Annotated in this window: 13 protein-coding genes; 2 read left to right on the top strand and 11 right to left on the bottom strand. The window is 72.7% G+C overall.

The features are described 5' to 3' along the window. Positions 1-5: 5 nt before the first annotated feature. Together ACWG52_RS10755 and ACWG52_RS10760 are read left to right on the top strand one after the other, a co-directional pair. Positions 6-908, top strand: a complete 903-nt coding sequence (locus ACWG52_RS10755; RefSeq protein ID WP_161289962.1) for an aminoglycoside phosphotransferase family protein — start codon at positions 6-8, stop codon at positions 906-908. Between the two features lie 42 nt (positions 909-950). Then, positions 951-1,910, top strand: coding sequence for a slipin family protein (locus ACWG52_RS10760; RefSeq protein WP_389805050.1), 960 nt, complete (start codon positions 951-953; stop codon positions 1,908-1,910). Positions 1,911-1,958: 48 nt separating this feature from the next. Here ACWG52_RS10760 and ACWG52_RS10765 read toward each other — a convergent pair whose 3' ends face one another. The 11 genes from ACWG52_RS10765 to ACWG52_RS10815 form a co-directional block, all read right to left on the bottom strand. Continuing rightward, entirely contained in the window at positions 1,959-3,656 is a 1,698-nt protein-coding gene (locus tag ACWG52_RS10765) for a proline--tRNA ligase (protein WP_389805053.1), read from the bottom strand. A gap of 53 nt (positions 3,657-3,709) precedes the next feature. Next, positions 3,710-4,252: a GNAT family N-acetyltransferase gene (locus tag ACWG52_RS10770; protein WP_390141444.1), complete on the bottom strand. Its 543-nt coding sequence runs from the start codon at positions 4,250-4,252 to the stop codon at positions 3,710-3,712. A gap of 99 nt (positions 4,253-4,351) precedes the next feature. Then, the gene (locus tag ACWG52_RS10775; RefSeq protein WP_389806113.1) at positions 4,352-5,194 is read right to left on the bottom strand and encodes a GNAT family N-acetyltransferase; all 843 of its coding nucleotides are present in this window, start codon (positions 5,192-5,194) and stop codon (positions 4,352-4,354) included. Between the two features lie 154 nt (positions 5,195-5,348). Next, positions 5,349-6,506 carry a flavodoxin-dependent (E)-4-hydroxy-3-methylbut-2-enyl-diphosphate synthase gene (gene ispG, locus ACWG52_RS10780; protein WP_030386345.1) on the bottom strand — a complete coding sequence of 386 codons (1,158 nt, stop codon included), beginning with the start codon at positions 6,504-6,506 and terminating at the stop codon, positions 5,349-5,351. 175 nt (positions 6,507-6,681) lie between these two features. Next, positions 6,682-7,983, bottom strand: coding sequence for a M50 family metallopeptidase (locus ACWG52_RS10785; protein WP_389805060.1), 1,302 nt, complete (start codon positions 7,981-7,983; stop codon positions 6,682-6,684). After that, complete coding sequence (gene dxr, locus ACWG52_RS10790) at positions 7,980-9,233, bottom strand: 1-deoxy-D-xylulose-5-phosphate reductoisomerase (protein ID WP_389805063.1); 1,254 nt, start codon at positions 9,231-9,233, stop codon at positions 7,980-7,982. Before dxr ends, ACWG52_RS10785 begins: the two co-directional genes overlap by 4 nt. Positions 9,234-9,254: 21 nt before the next feature. Next, a complete protein-coding gene (locus tag ACWG52_RS10795) occupies positions 9,255-10,583 on the bottom strand; it encodes a serine/threonine-protein kinase (RefSeq protein ID WP_389805066.1) in 1,329 nt (442 codons plus the stop codon). Positions 10,584-10,674: 91 nt separating this feature from the next. After that, positions 10,675-12,606 carry an acyl-CoA dehydrogenase family protein gene (locus ACWG52_RS10800; protein WP_389805069.1) on the bottom strand — a complete coding sequence of 644 codons (1,932 nt, stop codon included), beginning with the start codon at positions 12,604-12,606 and terminating at the stop codon, positions 10,675-10,677. A gap of 291 nt (positions 12,607-12,897) precedes the next feature. Next, a complete protein-coding gene (locus ACWG52_RS10805; protein ID WP_352163813.1) occupies positions 12,898-14,343 on the bottom strand; it encodes an aldehyde dehydrogenase family protein in 1,446 nt (481 codons plus the stop codon). Between the two features lie 252 nt (positions 14,344-14,595). Continuing rightward, positions 14,596-16,176, bottom strand: coding sequence for a PucR family transcriptional regulator (locus ACWG52_RS10810; protein ID WP_389805073.1), 1,581 nt, complete (start codon positions 16,174-16,176; stop codon positions 14,596-14,598). A gap of 127 nt (positions 16,177-16,303) precedes the next feature. Next, positions 16,304-18,649, bottom strand: coding sequence for a type IV secretory system conjugative DNA transfer family protein (locus ACWG52_RS10815; RefSeq protein WP_390141450.1), 2,346 nt, complete (start codon positions 18,647-18,649; stop codon positions 16,304-16,306). Between the last annotated feature and the right edge of the window lie 193 nt (positions 18,650-18,842).

The raw sequence follows: 18,842 nt of genomic DNA on the forward strand, positions 1-18,842 counted from the left end.
CACGCATGGCTTTCGAACCGCCGCAGCGGCTTGTACGGGCGCTCGGCGAGATGCCGGAGACGGCGCAGGACACGGACTGGCTGGGGCAGTTGCCCCGACTCACCGAGGCCGCGCTGTCCCGGCGCGGGGTGGCGGCCCGTCGGGTGCAGGCCCCGGGTGGCCGCAGCAGCCTGGTGGTCCTCGTCACCTACGCCGACGGGACCCCGGCCGCACTGAAACTGGCGCCCCCGCACGCCCGGCCCGACCGGGAGCTGGCCGCACTGGCCCACTGGGGCGGTTTCGGGGCCGTACGGGTCCTCGACACGCGGCATCACGACGACGACGGGGCGCTGCTGCTGGAGCGGCTGCACCCGGAGGTGTCGCTGAGGTCTCTGCCGGAGGCGAAGGCCCTGCTGGAGGCGAGCGGCACCCTGCGCAGGCTGTGGGTGGCGCCGCCGGCCGGGCACGGGTGGGAGACGGTGGCGGAGCGCACCGAGTGGCAGTCGGCGGCCCTGCGGTCGGCTCCGGCCGAGACCCGGGCGCTGGCGGACACGGCGCTGGCGATGCGGGCGGAGCTGGTGGCGGGCCCGCCGGAGGAGCTGTTGCTGCACGGGAACTTCCGGCAGGGCAAGGTGCTCGCGGGCGAGCGGGCCCCGTGGCTGACAGTGGGCCCCGATCCGCTGGTCGGCGAGCGGGCGTACGACCTGGCGCGGCTGGTCCGGGACCGGCTGGAGGACCAGGTGGCCTCCTCCGCGGGGGCGGCGGGCGCCCGGCGCCGGGTGAACAAGCTGGCGGACGCGCTGGAGGTGGACCGGGAGCGGCTGCGGGGTTGGACGCTGTTCCGGGCGGTGGAGTCGGGTAATCGCGCGCTGGCCGCGGGGCGGCGCAGGGACGCGGAACTGCTGCTGGAGTTCGCCGCCTGGTTGTAGGGCATACCGTAGATATCAAGGTATGTCCGGCAGGGGGCCGTCATGGTCGAAGAACTGCTGACAGCGGCGATCGCCACGGGTGTGGCCGCCGTCGTCTACGTGGGCGCCGCCGCCCGGGTGGTCAAGCAGTACGAGCGGGGCCTGGTCTTCCGCTTCGGCAGGCTGCGCGAGGAGATCCGCCAGCCCGGCTTCACGACGATCGTTCCGTTCGTGGAACGGCTCCGCAAGGTCAACATGCAGATCGTGACGCTGCCCGTGCCCGCGCAGGAGGGCATCACCCGGGACAACGTCACGGTGCGGGTGGACGCGGTCGTGTACTTCAAGGTCGTCGACCCGGCGAGCGCGATCGTGGCGGTGGAGGACTACCGCTTCGCCGTCTCGCAGATGGCCCAGACCTCGCTGCGGTCGATCATCGGAAAGTCCGACCTGGACGATCTGCTGTCGAACCGGGAGATGCTCAACCAGGGGCTGGAGCTGATGATCGACAGCCCGGCGGTGGGCTGGGGCGTGCAGATCGACCGGGTCGAGATCAAGGACGTGTCGCTGCCGGAGACGATGAAACGGTCGATGGCCCGGCAGGCGGAGGCGGACCGGGAGCGCCGGGCGCGCGTGATCAACGCGGACGCGGAGCTGCAGGCCTCGCACAAGCTCGCCGAGGCGGCGGAGGTCATGTCGGAGCAGCCGGCGGCGCTGCAGTTGCGCCTGCTGCACACGATCGTGGCGGTCGCCGCCGAGAAGAACTCCACGCTGGTGCTGCCCTTCCCGGTGGAGCTGCTGCGCTTCCTCGAGCGCTCGGCCCCTCCGCCGGCGGCGGCGCCCGCGCGGGAGGAACCGGCCCCGGCCGGCCCGGCTTCCGAAGGCCCCGGGCCGGCCGAGGTCGCCGACGCGGATACGGACGCGCTCGACGGAGCCCCGGTGCCGGACGCGCTCGGCGGGCCGGCGGACGGCCTGATGCTGGACGCGCCGCCGCCGGAGGAGGAGCGGGAGGGGCTGCGCGACTAGCCGCCGCGCGGAGCCGGCCCCGACCCGCCCTTTGCCCGTTTCCCGGTGCTACGACGTCAGGCGGGACAGGGCTTCCGTCAGGGGGAGCTCCTCGCGGGTGCCCGTGGCGCGGTGCTGGAGTTCGACCACCCCGTCGGCGGAGCGGCGGCCCGCCACCAGGATCCACGGCACGCCGATCAGTTCCGCGTCCGTGAGCTTCACGCCGGGCGACAGGCCGGGCCGGTCGTCCAGCAGCACCCGCCGTCCCGCCGCGGCCAGGGTCGTCGCCGCCTCCTCGGCGAGCGCGAGCGGCACCGCCTTGCCCGCCGCCACCACGTGGACGTCGGCCGGGGCCACCGCCGCGGGCCAGCACAGACCGCGCTCGTCCGCCGTCTGCTCGGCCAGCGCCGCCACCGCGCGGGAGACGCCGATGCCGTAGGAGCCCATCGTGACCCGGACCGGCTTGCCCTCGCGGCCGAGGACGTCCAGGCCGAAGGCGTCCGCGTACTTGCGGCCCAGCTGGAAGATGTGCCCGATCTCGATCGCCCGGTCCAGCTTCAGCCCCGCCCCGCAGGAGGGGCAGGGGTCGCCCGGCTCCACGACCACCACGTCCAGGTACCGGTCCACCTCGAAGTCCCGCCCGCAGACGACGTTCCGGGCGTGCGTGTCCGCCCGGTTGGCGCCCGTCACCCAGGAAGTGCCGGGCGCGACGCGGGGGTCGGCCAGGTAGCGGACCTTGTCCAGGCCCTGCGGGCCGACGTAGCCGCGTACCAGGTCCGGGCGGCCCTCGAAGTCCTCGGCCGTCACCAACTCCACGACCGCCGGGGCCAGGTGCTCCCCCAGCTTGCCGAGGTCCACCTCCCGGTCCCCCGGCACGCCCACCGCCGTGATCTCGCCGTCCACCTTGACCAGGAGGTTCTTCAGCGTCGCGGAGGCGGGTACGCCCAGGTGCGCGGCGAGGGTCTCGATCGTCGGGGTGTCCGGGGTGTCCACCTCCTCCAGTGCCGGGTGCTCCGCGGAGACGGGGGCCAGGGCGAAGGTCACGGCCTCCGTGTTCGCCGCGTAGTCGCAGGACGGGCAGTCCACGAAGGTGTCCTCGCCCGCCTCGGCCGGGGCGAGGAACTCCTCCGACGCCGAACCGCCCATGGCGCCCGAGACGGCCGACACGATCCGGTGGTCCAGGCCGAGCCGCTCGAAGATGCGGACGTACGCCTCGCGGTGGAGTCGGTAGGACTCCTCCAGCCCCTCGTCGGACACGTCGAAGGAGTAGGAGTCCTTCATCTGGAACTCGCGACCGCGCAGCACCCCGGACCGGGGCCGCGCCTCGTCCCGGTACTTGGTCTGGATCTGGTAGAGCATGACCGGCAGGTCCTTGTAGGAGGTGCACTGGTCCTTCACCACGAGGGTGAAGATCTCCTCGTGCGTGGGTCCGAGCAGGTAGTCCGCGCCCTTGCGGTCCTTCAGCCGGAACAGCAGGTCCCCGTACTCCGACCAGCGTCCGCTGACCTCGTACGGCTCCTTCGGCAGCAGGGCCGGGAGCAGTACCTCCTGGGCCCCGATCGCGTCCATCTCCTCGCGGACGACCCGCGAGACGTTGTCGAGGACCCGCTTGCCGAGCGGCAGCCACGTCCACACCCCGGCGGAGCTGCGTCGGACGTAGCCGGCGCGGACCAGGAGCCGGTGGCTGAGGGTTTCGGCGTCGGCCGGGTCCTCGCGGAGGGTCTTGGCCATGAGGCGGGACATGCGCTGCACGTGTTGCGTAGACATGTCGGGAGATTACCGGGGGCCCGGCGGCCCGCGGTACCGGTTTCAGTGCCTGGTCAGCGCCTGATCAGCGGCAGGGGCGCGCCCATGACCGCGTACGGCAGGCTCGCGCTCGGGAAGTGGACCTGGCGGGCGAGGTCGGTGTAGCCGAGGGCCCGGTAGAGGCCGCGGGCGGGGCTCTCGGTGTCGATGGCGGAGAGGATCGAGCGGGGCTCGGCGGCGTCGTCGGTGATGCCGGTGATCAGGGCGCGGCCGACGCCGTGGCCCTGGAAGCCGGGGTGGACGTGCAGCTCGGTGATCACGAAGGAGCCGTCGAGCCAGTCCTCGTGGCCGCCGGCGCGCAGGTAGGGCTCGACGATGGTGGACCACCAGTGGGTGCGGTCGTTCGGCATCCCGTACACGAAGCCGGTGAGCGCGCCGTCCTCGGCGAACGCCCCGAGGGCGCGGGCGCCGCGGCAGGTCATGTGGCGCTGGACGATGTAGCGCCGGATGCCGACCTCCTCCTCGCTGAGGCCGAAGGCGACGGCCTGTACGCGCAGGGCCTCGTCCACGCGGGCGGCGAGGTCGAGGGGAGCGATTCGGACTCCGGAAGGCAGCATGCGGCGACCTTACTTCGCGGTACGGGGCTGCCGGAATGCCACAGCCGAGGTCCGTCGCCCGCGGCTGCGATCAGGTGCGGGCGGTGTCGGAAGCGGGTGTCAGAAGAGGACGCTCATGAACGCGCCGACCTCGCGGAAGCCGACGCGGTGGTAGGCCGCCCGGGCGGCGGTGTTGAAGTCGTTCACGTAGAGGCTGACCACGGGGGCGACGTCGCGCAGCGCGTAGGCGACGACGGCGGCCATGCCGGTCTCCGAGTGGCCGAGGCCGCGGAACTCGGGGTCGACCCACACGCCCTGGATCTGGCAGGCGCGGGCGGTGGCGGCGCCGATCTCGGCCTTGAAGACGACCTTGCCGTCGTCGACGCGGGCGAAGGAACGGCCACTGGCGACGAGCTCGGCGACGCGGGCCTGGTAGAGCAGCCCGCCGTCACCGGCCATCGGGGAGATGCCGACCTCCTCGGTGAACATGGCCACGCAGGCGGGCATGATCAGTTCCATCTCGTCCTTGCGGATCCGGCGGACCTGCGGGTCGGCCTCGACCGTGGTGGACGGGCGCTCGATGACCATGAGCGGCTGGTGGGAGCGGACCTCGCGGGCCGGGCCCCAGGTGGGCTCCAGGAGCTGCCACAGCAGTCGGGTGGCCTCGGCGGGGCCGACGATGGAGGAGCAGCGGCGGCCGGTGCGCCGGGCCCGGTCGGCGAAGGCGCGTACGGCGTCGGGGCCGGCGCAGACGGGGACCAGGTTGGCACCGGCGTAGCAGAGCGAGCGGAGCTCGCCGTCGGCGTACCAGCCCCACATCTCGCCGCCCAGGCGCCAGGGGTCGAGTCCGGCGACCTGGACCCGGGAGGTGACGAAGGCGTTCTCGACCGGCTCGCGTCCGAGGATTTCCATCGCGGCGTCGAGATCACTGGGCTCAAGGACCCGGGTGGTGGTCTGCGTCAACACTGGGGCCTCACCATGCAAGTCTGCTGATCTCCGCACTGTACCCGGCGGCGCCCGGGGATGCCGCGTCCGAGGTCACGAAAGAGCCCCGGCCCGCCCCCGAACTGCGGGAACGGCACCGGGGCCACTGACGACGCGGAATCGCTCGCCGAGATCAGACGCCGATGGCGACGGTGGGCTCGCCGCTCATCACGCCGTCCTTCTCCATCTGCTCGGCGATCTTCATCGCCTCTTCGATGAGGGTCTCCACGATCTTCGACTCGGGGACGGTCTTGATGACCTCGCCCTTCACGAAGATCTGGCCCTTGCCGTTGCCGGAGGCGACACCGAGGTCGGCCTCACGGGCCTCGCCCGGGCCGTTGACGACGCAGCCCATGACCGCGACGCGCAGCGGGACCTCCATGCCCTCCAGGCCCGCCGTGACCTCCTCGGCCAGCTTGTAGACGTCGACCTGGGCGCGGCCGCAGGACGGGCAGGAGACGATCTCCAGGCGGCGCGGCTTGAGGTTCAGGGACTCCAGGATCTGGATGCCGACCTTGACCTCCTCCGCCGGCGGGGCGGAGAGGGAGACGCGGATGGTGTCGCCGATGCCCTCGGAGAGCAGCGCGCCGAAGGCGACGGCGGACTTGATGGTGCCCTGGAAGGCGGGGCCGGCCTCGGTGACGCCCAGGTGCAGCGGGTAGTCGCAGGCGGCGGCGAGCTGGCGGTAGGCGTTGACCATGACGACCGGGTCGTTGTGCTTGACCGAGATCTTGATGTCGCCGAAGCCGTGCTCCTCGAAGAGGGAGGCCTCCCAGAGCGCGGACTCGACCAGCGCCTCGGGGGTGGCCTTGCCGTACTTCTTCAGCAGGCGGGCGTCGAGGGAGCCGGCGTTCACACCGATGCGGATCGGCGTGCGCGTCTCGTTCGCGGCCTTCGCGATCTCCTTGACCTTGTCGTCGAACTGCTTGATGTTGCCCGGGTTCACCCGGACCGCGGCGCAGCCGGCGTCGATCGCGGCGAACACGTACTTGGGCTGGAAGTGGATGTCGGCGATGACCGGGATCTGCGACTTCTTGGCGATCACGGCGAGGGCGTCGGCGTCGTCCTGGGTGGGGCAGGCCACGCGGACGATGTCGCAGCCGGAGGCGGTGAGCTCGGCGATCTGCTGGAGCGTCGCCCCGATGTCGGAGGTCCTGGTCGTGGTCATCGACTGCACGGAGATCTGTGCGTCGCCGCCGACGGCCACCTTGCCGACCTGGATCTTGCGGCTGACCCTGCGGTCGGCAAGCTTCGTCGGTACGGCCGGCATTCCGAGAGAGATGGCAGTCATCTGCTGTGCAACCCCAAGGTGTGGATCAAGGTCCCGAGATCGGCGGGCTCCAGGCTTCGAGATTACGCCAACCACGGCGCGGGCCGTGCATCCGAGGGGTCCGCCACCCGAACGTAGGGAGCCGGGCACGATCCGTGCCCGGCTCCGGTGGTGCCGGTGTAGAGCCCCCCCCGTACTAGGTGATCTTGATCGGGTTCACCACGTCCGCGACCATCACCAGCAGGGTGAAGCAGATGAACAGGCCCGCGACCACGTACGCGACGGGCATCAGCTTCGCCACGTCGAACGGGCCGGGGTCGGGGCGTCGGAAGATCCGGGCGACGGTGCGCCGCAGCGATTCCCACAGGGCGCCGGCGATGTGCCCGCCGTCGAGCGGGAGCAGGGGCAGCATGTTGAACAGGAACAGCGAGAGGTTGAAGCCGGCCAGCAGGTTGAGGAAGAAGACCAGCTGGTGCTGGGCGGGGATGTCGAGGGTGAAGATCTCACCGCTGACCCGCGCGGCGCCGACGACGCCCATGGGGCTGTCCTGCTTGCGCTCGGCCCCGTTGAAGGCCGCGTTCCACAGGTCCGGGACCTTGGAGGGAAGGGCTACCAGCGACTCCACGCCGGCCTGCATCATCTCGCCCATGCGGTCGACGGACTGGCCGAAGGACTGCGGCACGTAGCCGGAGGCGGGGGCGAAGCCGAGGAAGCCCGCGGTGACGTACTCGTCCTTGACGTAGCGGCCGCTGCCGTCCGTCTTGGCGACCTTGTTCTCGATCAGGTTCGCCTTGAGGTCCACCCGCTGCCCGGCCCGCTCCACCGTGATCGTGGCGGGTCCGACGGTGGCGCGGATGTCCTTCTGCAGGGCGGACCAGTCGCCGACCGGTCGACCGTCGAAGGCGACGATCTTGTCGCCGGCCTTCAGGCCCGCGGCCTTGGCGGGGGCGGCCGGGTCGCCGGGGGCGCACTTGTCGCGCTTCTCGCTCTGCTGGATGACGCAGTCCGAGACGGTGGCGACCGAGGTGGTCTGGGTGTTGAGCCCGAAGGTCATCAGGGTCGTGAGGAAGATCGCCACGGCCAGGACGAGGTTCATGAACGGCCCGGCGAACATCACGATCACGCGCTTCCACGGCTTGCGCGTGTAGAAGAGCCGGGTGTCGTCCCCGGGCTGGAGCTCCTCGTACGCGGCCGAGCGCGCGTCCTCGATCATCGACCGGAACGGAGAGGTGGAGCGGGCGGTGACCTTGCCGTCCTCGCCGGGCGGGAACATCCCGATCATGCGGATGTAGCCGCCCATCGGGATGGCCTTGATCCCGTACTCGGTCTCGCCCTTCCTCCGCGACCAGATGGTCGGGCCGAAGCCCACCATGTACTGCGGCACGCGAATGCCGAAGATCTTGGCCGTGGAGAGGTGCCCCAGCTCGTGCCACGCGATGGAGACCAGCAGGCCGACCGCGAAGACCACGACCCCGAGCACCGTCATCAGTAGTGTCATGCGCGCGCCTCCGCGGCGGCCCGAGCCGCCATCTCCCGCGCCCGGGCCCTGGCCCAGGCCTCCGCTTCTAGGACGTCCTGGACCGTCAGGGAGGTTCCCGACTCAGGTGTCCCGTGCTCATCGACCACGGCAGAGACCGTATCCATGATTGCTGTGAACGGCAGCCGACCTGCCAGGAATGCTTCCACGCACTCCTCGTTGGCCGCGTTGAACACGGCCGGGGCGGTGCCGCCGAGGGTGCCCACGTGCCGGGCGAGGCCCACCGACGGGAAGGCCTCGGTGTCCAGCGGGAAGAACTCCCAGGTGGATGCCTTGGTCCAGTCGAAGGCGGGGGCCGCGTCCGGGATCCGCTGGGGCCAGCCGAGGCCGATCGCGATGGGGCCGCCCATGTCCGGCGGGGTGGCCTGGGCGAGCGTGGAGCCGTCGGTGAACTCCACCATCGAGTGCACGTAGGACTGCGGGTGGACGACGACCTCGATCCGCTCGAAGGGGATGTCGTAGAGCAGGTGCGCCTCGATGACCTCCAGCCCCTTGTTGACCAGGGTCGCCGAGTTGACGGTGATCACCGGGCCCATGGCCCAGGTGGGGTGGGCGAGCGCGTCCTTGACCGTGACCTTCGCCAGCTCGGCGCGGGTACGGCCGCGGAAGGGGCCGCCGGAGGCGGTCACCACGAGCTTGCGGACGTCGGCGCGGGTGCCGGCGGCCAGCGCCTGGAAGAGCGCGGCGTGCTCGGAGTCCACGGGGATGATCTGGCCGGGCTTCGCGAGGGCCTTGACCAGCGGGCCGCCGACGATCAGCGACTCCTTGTTGGCCAGGGCCAGGGTCCGGCCCGCCCGCAGCGCGGCGAGGGTCGGCGCGAGGCCGATGGAACCGGTGATGCCGTTGAGGACGGTGTGGCACTCGGAGGCGGCGAGTTCGGCCGCGGCGTCCGGACCGGCCAGGATCTCGGGCAGCGGCTCGGACGGCCCGTACCGGGCGCTCAGCGCCTCTTTCAGGGCCGGTACGACGTCCTCGCGGGCCACGGCCACGGTCCTGACCCGCAGCTGCCGGGCCTGATCGGCCAGCAGCTCCACCCGCCCGCCGGCGGCGGACAGCGCGGTGACCCTGAACCGGTCGGGGTTGCGCAGGGCGAGGTCGATGGCCTGGGTCCCGATGGACCCGGTGGACCCGAGGATGACGATGTCCCGGAGGCCGGCCGCGGGGTCGAAGAGGAGGTGCGGGTCGGCGAGGGGGGCTGGGCGGTCGCTCATGCCCCCCATTGTTGCCGCAAGTCACGAGCGGCCGGACACGGAGCCCCCTTCCGTTACCCGCAGGAGCAGGTGCGGGAGGGTTCCGGCGAACTCCGGGAGCGTACGGGCCACGGTCCACCAGGCCTCGGGGTCCTCGTCGAGGGCCAGGGCCAGCAGCCGGTCGGCCTCGGCGTGGGAGGCGAGGACGGCCGCGGGGCGGTTGTGCCGGTCGGGATGGTCCACGTCGCCCAGCCAGTGGTCCTGGTCGAGGGCCCAACAGGCGGGCAGCTTGTGCCGGATCACGTCCTGGCCGGTGAGCAGGCCGCGGTCGAGGCAGTCGCGCACCCAGCGGATGTCCTCCGCGACGCTGTCCATCGGTACGGCGAGGCTCGTCAGGGCCAGCTCGCGTTCCACGCCCCCGTAGGGCTCGCCGGCCGTCGGCGTCAGGTGGCGTACGGCGCGGACGAGGTCGGGGCCGGGCTGACCCGCGTCGGCCGCCTCGGGCACGGTGCCGTCGGTCAGTGCGGCGACCAGGGCGGGCAGCGGGCCCCGGTGTCCGGGGGCGTGCCGCAGCAGTTCCGCCCACAGGCGGGGGTCGTCCCCCAGCGGGCGCAGGGCCCGCAGGACGGCCGTCTGCATGCCGGCCTGTTCGGGCAGGGTCCAGCGCAGACCGGCGGTGTCGGGGAGGCGGGCGAGCAGCAGGGTCCGGTACGCCGGGGCGACGTGCGTGACGAGTTCCTCGTGCGTGACCCGGCCCATCCGCACGGCGCGGACGGCGGGCCGGTGCCAGGAGCGCCCGTCCGACGGCCCCTGCGGGGCGGCCAGGAAGGCGTGGACGGTCTCCAGGGGCAGGTCCAGGGCGAGCAGCAGGGCCTCGACCGCACCGGTCGGCAGCGGCTCGCGCAGATGCTCGGCGAGCAGCGCTCCCGGGTCCGGTCGGTACCCCGGCGCCAGGATGTCCAGCGGGACCCGCGGTCCGCGCCGGCCGTGCCGGCGCAGCAGGCCGGCGAGCTCGGTCACGTCCGGCGGTTCCTCGGAGGGGTCCCTACCGAGCTCGGCGCGGAGCACCGGCAGGAGTTCGGGGGGTGTGCGGCGGCGGGCGTAGCGGGCGGGTCCGGGCAGGCCGGGGAGCGGCCGGCCGACGACCCGGGGGTTGCGCGCGATGAAGGTCCGGTCGGTGGCGCCGCCGTGGCGCAGGAGCAGGGTGACGGTCGAGGCCGACAGCCATTCGTCCCGGCACAGGTACTTGCGGGTGGGCTCGTCCAGCCTGCCGATCATGTCGGTGACGACGTGGTCCGGTGCGTGGCGCAGCAGGTGCGCCACGCACCAGGCCAGCCGTCGGCTGGTGCGGTCTTCCTCGGCCGTCGACATCGTTCTCGTCCGCCTCGCGCTGTGCTCGTACGCGTACCAGTACTCGTACTCATCCTCGTACGTCTGTCCGACGTCCGGCGATGATCGCAGGTCAGCGGATCGGGCGGTGCACGTTTTTGCGGGTCGAGGGTCCGGGCGTCGCGTCCGCGATCCAGGGGCCGTCACCGGAGGGGTCGAGGACGCCCTCCTCCAGCCAGGCGTAGGTGCCGGACAGTACGCCCGCGACCACCTTGCGGTCGAGGTCGTCGGTGTTGGACCAGAGCCGGCCGAAGAGCTCCTCGACGCGCAGCCGGGACTGCTCGCAGAAGGCGTCGGCGAGCTGGTAGGCCTCGCGTCCGTGGGCGCCGGTGGCGCGCAGGTGCTCGGCGCGGACGCAGGCCGCGCTCATCGCGAAGAGTTCGGCGCCGATGTCGACGATCCGGCCGAGGAAGCCCTGCTTGGTCTCCATCCGACCCTGCCAGCGGGACATGGCGTAGAAGGTGGAGCGGGCGAGTTTGCGGGCGCTGCGTTCCACGTAGCGCAGGTGGGTGGACAGGTCGGGGTGGCCGCTCGGGTGGAAGGCACGGTAGGTGCCGGGGACCTGGCCGGGGCCGGTGGCGAGCTTGGGCAGCCAGCGGGCGTAGAACCCGGCGGCGCGGGCCCCGGCCTTGGCCTTGTCGCCGAGTGCCTTCTCCGGGTCGATGAGGTCGCCCGCCACCGACAGGTGGGCGTCGACGGCCTCGCGGGCGATCAGCAGGTGCATGATCTCGGTGGAGCCCTCGAAGATCCGGTTGATGCGCAGGTCGCGGAGCATCTGCTCGGCGGGGACGGCGCGTTCGCCGCGGGCGGCGAGGGACTCGGCGGTCTCGAAGCCGCGCCCGCCGCGGATCTGGACGAGTTCGTCGGCCATCAGGCAGGCCATCTCGGAGCCGTAGAGCTTGGCGAGGGCGGCCTCGATGCGGATGTCGTTGCGGTCCTCGTCGGCCATCTGGGAGGCGAGGTCGACCACCGCTTCGAGGGCGAAGGTGGTGGCGGCGATGAAGGAGATCTTCGCGCCGACCGCCTCGTGGCGGGCGACCGGTCGGCCCCATTGTTCGCGTACGCCGGACCACTCTCGGGCGATCTTCAGGCACCACTTGCCGGCGCCGACGCACATGGCGGGCAGGGACAGCCGGCCGGTGTTGAGCGTGGTCAGGGCGATCTTGAGCCCGGCGCCCTCGGCGCCGATGCGCTGGGCGGCCGGGACCCGGACCTGGTGGAAGCGGGTGACGCCGTTCTCCAGGCCGCGCAGGCCCATGAAGGCGTTGCGGTGCTCGACGGTGATCCCCGGCGAGTCCGCCTCGACGACGAAGGCGGTGATCCCGCCCCGGCGGTGCTCGGACTTCGGTACGCGGGCCATCACGACGAGCAGGTCCGCGACGACCCCGTTGGTCGTCCACAGCTTCACGCCGTCGAGCACGTAGTCGTCGCCGTCGGGGACCGCCGTGGTGGCCAGGCGCGCCGGGTCGGAGCCGACGTCGGGCTCGGTGAGCAGGAAGGCGCTGATGGCGGTGGTGGCGCAGCGGGGCAGGTAGGCGTCCTTCTGCTCCTGCGTGCCGAACATCTTCAGCGGCTGGGGGACGCCGATCGACTGGTGGGCGGAGAGCAGCGCCCCGATGGCGGGGCTGACCGAGCCGACGAGGGCCAGCGCCTTGTTGTAGTAGACCTGGGTGAGACCGAGGCCGCCGTACTTGGGGTCGATCTTCATGCCCAGGGCGCCGAGCTCCTTGAGGCCGCGCACGGTCTCGTCGGGGATCTTCGCCTCGCGCTCGATGAGGGCCCCGTCGATGCGGGTCTCGCAGAACTCCCGCAACCGGGCCAGGAAGGCCTCGCCCCGCCGGACGTCCTCGTCGGCGGGGAGCGGATGGGGGTGGATCAGGTCGAGCCGGAAGCGTCCGAGGAACAGTTCCTTGGCGAAACTGGGTTTGCGCCAGTCCTGTTCCCGGGCCGCCTCCGCGACCTGCCGTGCCTCGCGCTCGGTCACCTTGGGCTGTGTTGCGGACATGAGGGGACTCACCTCGCCGCCGGAGTCGGTGGTACCGGCCTACTGGCCGGTGCTACCTGTGAGTCGTACCCTCTCCGGCCCGCCGGGAAAAGCCGGGCCGTCCGAGCGAGGGAAATCCGGCCCGTCGGCGCGCCTACGCCCGGGCGGGTGAGCCGAAGGGGCGCGCCGTCCTGGAGCCGGCACCGGCGCCCCGGAGGCGAACCGAGCCGAGGCGAACCGAGCCCCGAGAAAAGGAGACGGCCGGAGCCCCCGCACAGTAGGCTCCGGCCGCCGGCTCTTGGCCGTACGAGATCAGATGTCGAGGCCGGTCAGGACCAGGACCCGCTCGTACGTGTAGTCGTCCATCGCGTAACGGACGCCCTCGCGGCCCACACCGGACTGCTTGACGCCGCCGTACGGCATCTGGTCGGCGCGGTAGGACGGCGCGTCGCCGATGATCACACCGCCGACCTCGAGCTCGCGGTGGGCGCGGAACGCGGTCTGCACGTTGCGGGTGAAGACGCCGGTCTGCAGACCGAACTTCGAGTCGTTGACGGCGGCGAAGGCCTCGTCGGTGTTCTCGACCTTCTTCAGCGTCAGGACCGGCCCGAAGACCTCCTCGGTGGCGAGCTTGACGCCGTCCGGCACGTGGGCCAGGACGGTGGGCTCGTACGAGGCACCCGCGCGCTTGCCGCCGGTGAGCAGCTTGGCTCCGCCGGCCACGGCCTCGTCGACCCAGGACTCGACACGCTGGGCGGCGGCCTCGGAGACGAGGGGGCCGACGTCGGTGGCGGAGTCGGACGGGTCACCGGTGACCTGGGCCTGGACCTTCTCGACGACCTTCTCGACGAGGCGGTCGTAGACGGAGGCGTCGGCGATCACGCGCTGCACGGAGATGCAGGACTGGCCGGCCTGGTAGTTCGAGAAGGTCGCGATACGGGTCGCGGCCCAGTCGAGGTCGGCCTCGGAGGACCAGTCGTCCAGGACGACGGCCGCGGCGTTGCCGCCGAGCTCCAGGGTGCAGTGCTTGTGGGGCACCGACTGCTGGATGGCGTAGCCGACGGTGTCGGAACCGGTGAAGGAGATGACGGGCAGGCGCTCGTCCTTGACCAGGGCCGGCATCTTGTCGTTCGCGACCGGCAGGACCGACCAGGAGCCGGCCGGGAGGTCGGTCTCGGCGAGCAGCTCGCCCAGGATCAGACCGGACAGCGGCGTGGCCGGGGCGGGCTTGAGGATGATCGGCGCGCCGACGGCGATGGCCGGGGCCACCTTGTGGGCGCACAGGTTCAGCGGGAAGTTGAACGGCGCGATGCCGAGGACCGGGCCCTTGACGAAGCGGCGGGTCAGCGCGAGACGGCCGACACCACCGGCGTCGGTGTCCAGGCGCTGGGCCTCTCCACCGTTGAAGCGGCGGGCCTCTTCGGCGGCGAAGCGGAACACGGACACCGCACGGCCGACCTCGCCGCGGGCCCACTTGACGGGCTTGCCGTTCTCGGCGGAGATCAGCTGGGCGATCTCCTCGGTGCGCTCGGCGAGCCGCTTGGACACGTGGTCCAGGGCGGCGGCGCGGACGTGGGCGGGGGTCGCGGAGAACTCCGCCGTCACGGCGTACGCCGCGGCCACGGCCTCTTCGACCTGCTCGTCGGTGGGCACGCTGACCGTGCCGACCAGTCGGCCGTCCCACGGGGAGTGGACGTCGAAGCTGTCCTCGCCGGTGGCCTGGCGGCCGGCGAGCCAGAAGGCGTGGGTGGAAGTCATGCGAATCCCGGCCCTTCGAGAGTGTGCGGTGGGTCCTGACCCCTCCACCGTAGAACTCCGTCGGGGTTTCGGCGTTTGTCCCTGATGGAGCGGCGGGTCGTCGCGCTTCGCCGCTTTGTCACTGTCCGGTGCGCCGAGCGGGGCCCCTAGGTCGTCCCTTCCGGATCGCCCGGACTTCGCCGCCCGGCGTCGGACGCCGTCGCGCGGCACCGGACGACGCGGGGTCGCCCGGCAAGATCCGAAAGAGACGGCCTAGGAGGGAGCGGAGGTGGCCTTGAGGGCGAGCCACAGTTCCATGCGGACGTCCGGGTCCTCCAGGGAGCGGCCGAGGATCTCCTCGACCCGCTTCATCCGGTAGCGCAGGGTGTGCCGGTGCACGCCGAGGTCGGCCGCGGCCGCGTCCCACTGCCCGTGGCGGGAGAGCCAGGCCTGGAGCGAGGCCACCAGGTCGCCGCGCCCGGTCGCGTCGTGCTCCCGCAGGGCGCGCAGGGTGCCGTCCGCGAAGGCCCGTACGGCGTCGTCGGCCAGCAGGGGCAGGACCGAGCCCGCCGCCATGTCTTCGTGCTCCACCATCGGCCGGCCACGGCGCCGGGCCACGGCCAGGGCCTGGTCGGCCTGCTTGAGGGCCGCCGCCACACTGCCCGGTCCGGCCGGCGCGGACAGGCCGACCACCAGCTCGTCCGGCTCCGGCCCGGACGCGTCCCGGCCGCGCCTCGCCTCCAGCACCTCGGCGTGGTCCACGCACGCCTGGACGGCCGAGCCCCCGTCGGAGGCCAGGACCACGAGTCGGCCCGCCTCGGGGACGACGAGCAGCGCCTCCCCGGTCCGGGCGGCGGCCGACTCCACAGCGTCGGACAGCAGCGCCAGGCCTTCCGGCTGGGCGGTCCCCGCGAGGGCCGGCTCGGCCACGACGATCCGGAACGGCGCCTCCAGCAGGGCCCCGTACAGGTCCCCGGCCACGGACCGCGCGTGGTCCGCCTCGCCCGCGAGCAGCATCCGCAGCACCGCCGCCCCCAGCCGGGACTCGGCGTCGTGCAGCGAGCGCGAGCGTTCGGTGGTGAGGGTGAGCAGCGCGACGGCGGAGTGGACGGCGTATCGCTCGGCCGTGCCGAGCGGGGCCGCGGTACCGACGGCGAGCGCGCCGCGGGCCCGCCGGCCCGTGCCCAGGGACTGGAGTTCGACGCGGTCCTCGGAGCCGCCGACCACGGCACTCGCCGGCGCCGGACGCTCCCGCAGCCGTTCCACGTCGGGGGTCAGCCGGGCGGCGCGGCGCGCGGCCCAGTCGGGTGCGGCCGCGACGACCGCGCCCGAGGTGTCGTACAGGGCGGCCCAGCCGTGGACGTGCGCGGCCAGTTTCACCAGCAGTTCGGTGGGGCCGTCGACGGAGAGCGCGGCCCGCGTCAACTCCCGCTGGGCCTCGAACCCGGCGGTCACGGCCCGGTACTGGTCCGCCGCGAGGGCCGCGGAGACGGCCTTGCTGATCGCGAGGAAGGGGGTCCGCCGCGGTACCTCCAGCAGCGGCATGTCCTCGGTCCGCGCGGCCTCGACCAGCGCCTCGGGGATCTCCTCGTAGTTGACCCCGATCGCGAAGCCGATGCCGACGACCCCGGCGGCGGCGAGGCGGCGTACGTAGGCCCGCATCTCCTCCGGGTCTCCCGCGTCCAGCTTCATCGCGGTGATCAGGAGCAGCTCCCCGCCCTCCATGTAGGGGACGGGATCGGCGAGCTCACTGACGTGGGCCCAGCGCACCGGGGTGTCGAGGCGCCCCTCCCCCGCCCGGACGCTGAGCTTGAGCGCCGAGTGCTGGACGAGTGAGGCGAGGGTGAGCGGCATCGGTTACCAGTGGCCTTAGCGGGAGGGGGCGAGAGGGAGGGTCAGGAGGCAGACCGCCGACGGTTTTCGCCGTGTCGTACGAACGACTCCCCTCGATTCTGCCACCTCGTACGGGTCGAGGTGCGGGTCAGGACGTTCCGGCCAGGCGGACCAGCAGCGGAGCCGCGCGTTCCCCGCGTACCGAGGTCAGCGACAGCACCGCGTGCCCCGGCGGCACGGCGTGCGCCAGGTCCGAGGCGGACCACCGCTCGCGCTCCACCTGGCGCACGGTCACCGCGTCCGTGGTGACGGCCTTGCCGGTGACGAGCTTGCGGAAGGAGTGCATCAGCCGGGTGAGCGGCTGGTCGGCGAAGACGGTGCGGTGGGTGACGTCCCGCGTCTCCACCCACTCCGTACCCCAGGCCTCGGCGAACCGCTTGCCGTCCCAGGTGGTGACCCCGGAGAAGGCCATCCGGCAGCCGACGGACCCGAGCAGCGGTGTCCGCAGCTCCTCCGGTACGTCGTCCAGCGTGCGCAGCGTGAGCAGCACGCCCGCGTGCGCCGAGCGCAACCTCTGGACGCCCCGCACGGTGCCGGCGGTCAGGGTGTGGGAGGCGTCGTCGAAGGCGAGGAAGGCGAAGAGGGAGCGGTCGGTGCGGGCGGCCGCTGCGGCGTTGAACTGGGCGAGCAGCAGCCGGGCCAGCATCCGGGAGGCGTCGGCGTGCCCGCGCTCGGGAAGGTCGACACGGACGCGGATCGGGTGCTCCAGGGCGCGCAGCGAGAACGGCCGGCCCTGGCCGGTGGTGTCGAAGAAGCCGGCGAAGACGGGCCGGTCCAGCAGGGCCACCCGGTCGGCGAGGGCCGGGCCGGGATCGGCGGGGGCACCGTGCTGGCGGGCTCGGGCGTCGAGCTCGCGGAGCATGGCGTGCTGCCCGGCGAGGTCGCGGCGCAGGGTGTCGAGGGCGGTGGGCAGCCCGTCGAGCAGCTCGCGCAGCTCGGGCACGGCCGGGAAGCGCTCGTACGCCGCCCGGAACGGCCCGAGGAGCTGGGCGAGGGCGGTCGCGGCCCGGCGTACGTCGATCCCGGGGACGTCCCCGACGAAGGCCTCGGCGAGCAGGGTGGCGGCCTCGTCGGGGTCGGTGGCGCCGCCGTAGAGGTCGAGGTCGTAGACGGAGGCGGGGTCGCCGACGCGGACCACGACGTCGAAGGCGGCGTCCGGGCCGAGCTGGGCACCGGTGGCTCCGACGGCGACGACGGCGGCCTGGCCGGCGAGGGCCTGGAGCGAGAGCGACTCGACGACGGGCCGCACCAGGTGCCGGGTCTTGCCGGTGCCGGAGGGCCCGACGGCGAGCAGGGAGGTACCGAGCACGTCGGGGTCGAGGGCGAGGGCGGTGCCACGGCGGGGGTAGGGGTTGCGCGTGCCGTCCTCGACGGTGCCGAGCAGGACCTGCCGGGCGAGCAGATCGTGCCGGGCGGCCCGCACGGGCAGGTCCCGCGCCCCGGACGGGTGCACACAGGCGCCGGCGCCCTTGTCGCGCACGGCGTCGGCGAAGGCCCGCATGCGCGAGGGGTCGACGCGCACGGAGTCCCACGCGCGCCGGATCCGGGTGTAGTCCACATCGTTCATCCGCCCACGCCCGGCCTCCGCCTCCAACCGCTCGGCCAGGTCCCCGAGCCCGGCGGCCCGCAACTGGGGCCACCGCGCGGGGTCGTCCTCCTGCTCGTCGGCCGGCGTCACCCGGGGGCGGTCCGGTCCCGCCGGGGTCGAGGTCGGCAGGAGCCGGCGCAGCAGGCGGCCGGCGCCGCCGAGCCAGGCGAAGGCCAGGACGACGGCCACGTCGATCGCGGTCTTCGCCGCACTGTCCATCGCGAGGTTGTCGCGGTCCGTGGCGTACGGCAGAAAGGAGAGGACCAGCTGCCGGAGCGGCAGCTGGTAGTTGTCGACGAGGAGCAGCGTGACCCAGGCCAACGGCACGACGGCGAGGGCCGGAGCCCAGGGCCCGCGCGCGACGATCAGGCGGTTCCAGGCGGTCCTCCAGCTGCCGAGCCGGCCGAATCCGTAGAGGAGCGCCGAGACGAAGAGCAGTTCGTAGATCGGCTTCGCCCGCATCCCGCCCGTCCCCATGACGGGCTCCCCGTTCGCTGCGTACCAACTGTCGGGGGTGAAGAGGTTGAGCGGCGCGTCCCAGAAGGGGATGTACGTATTGCGCATGAGCGACCAGACGAGGACGCACGCCAGGAAGGAGATGACGGCTCCGGTGGCGAGCGCCCGGTCGGCGGCCGTCGGCGGCTCCACCTCCGCGCGCGGAGTGTGGCCGTAGCGCCATACGCCCGGCTCGGCGTCCGGGCGAGGGGTGCGCAGCCAGTCGGCGACGGTCGGACCCCGGTCCGGTGCGTGGCGCGGCTTCGGGGGGTGTGCCGGGGGCGCGGCCGCAGGTCTCGGCATGCGATCCGAGCGGGTCGCCTGTCCGTCGTGCGTGCCGTCGGTGTCCATGAAACCCCTGCCCCCTGCCCGTGCCTGCGCTGCGTCGCTCAATGTAGTTGCCCGACGCCGGCCGTGGGTCCGTACGCGTGCTCCGGTTCGCCGTGCCGTCCACAAGACGCGTGCCCGCGTCCTTCCTATGGCCGTCACGGACAAGGACACGTGGTGATCACTACCGAACGGAGCATGCAGGACCCCCGCTCCC

The sequence above is a fragment of the Streptomyces sp. CLCI03 genome (assembly GCF_053615355.1).

What these genes read in the sequence shown, in the direction of transcription:
- ACWG52_RS10800 (WP_389805069.1), bottom strand. Translation starts at nt 12,606, where the DNA reads ATGTCCGCAACACAGCCCAAGGTGACCGAGCGCGAGGCACGGCAGGTC.
- dxr (WP_389805063.1), bottom strand. Translation starts at nt 9,233, where the DNA reads ATGAGCGACCGCCCAGCCCCCCTCGCCGACCCGCACCTCCTCTTCGAC.
- ACWG52_RS10770 (WP_390141444.1), bottom strand. Translation starts at nt 4,252, where the DNA reads ATGCTGCCTTCCGGAGTCCGAATCGCTCCCCTCGACCTCGCCGCCCGC.
- ACWG52_RS10755 (WP_161289962.1), top strand. Translation starts at nt 6, where the DNA reads ATGGCTTTCGAACCGCCGCAGCGGCTTGTACGGGCGCTCGGCGAGATG.
- ACWG52_RS10760 (WP_389805050.1), top strand. Translation starts at nt 951, where the DNA reads ATGGTCGAAGAACTGCTGACAGCGGCGATCGCCACGGGTGTGGCCGCC.
- ACWG52_RS10795 (WP_389805066.1), bottom strand. Translation starts at nt 10,583, where the DNA reads ATGTCGACGGCCGAGGAAGACCGCACCAGCCGACGGCTGGCCTGGTGC.
- ispG (WP_030386345.1), bottom strand. Translation starts at nt 6,506, where the DNA reads ATGACTGCCATCTCTCTCGGAATGCCGGCCGTACCGACGAAGCTTGCC.
- ACWG52_RS10805 (WP_352163813.1), bottom strand. Translation starts at nt 14,343, where the DNA reads ATGACTTCCACCCACGCCTTCTGGCTCGCCGGCCGCCAGGCCACCGGC.
- ACWG52_RS10785 (WP_389805060.1), bottom strand. Translation starts at nt 7,983, where the DNA reads ATGACACTACTGATGACGGTGCTCGGGGTCGTGGTCTTCGCGGTCGGC.
- ACWG52_RS10810 (WP_389805073.1), bottom strand. Translation starts at nt 16,176, where the DNA reads ATGCCGCTCACCCTCGCCTCACTCGTCCAGCACTCGGCGCTCAAGCTC.
- ACWG52_RS10815 (WP_390141450.1), bottom strand. Translation starts at nt 18,649, where the DNA reads ATGGACACCGACGGCACGCACGACGGACAGGCGACCCGCTCGGATCGC.
- ACWG52_RS10765 (WP_389805053.1), bottom strand. Translation starts at nt 3,656, where the DNA reads ATGTCTACGCAACACGTGCAGCGCATGTCCCGCCTCATGGCCAAGACC.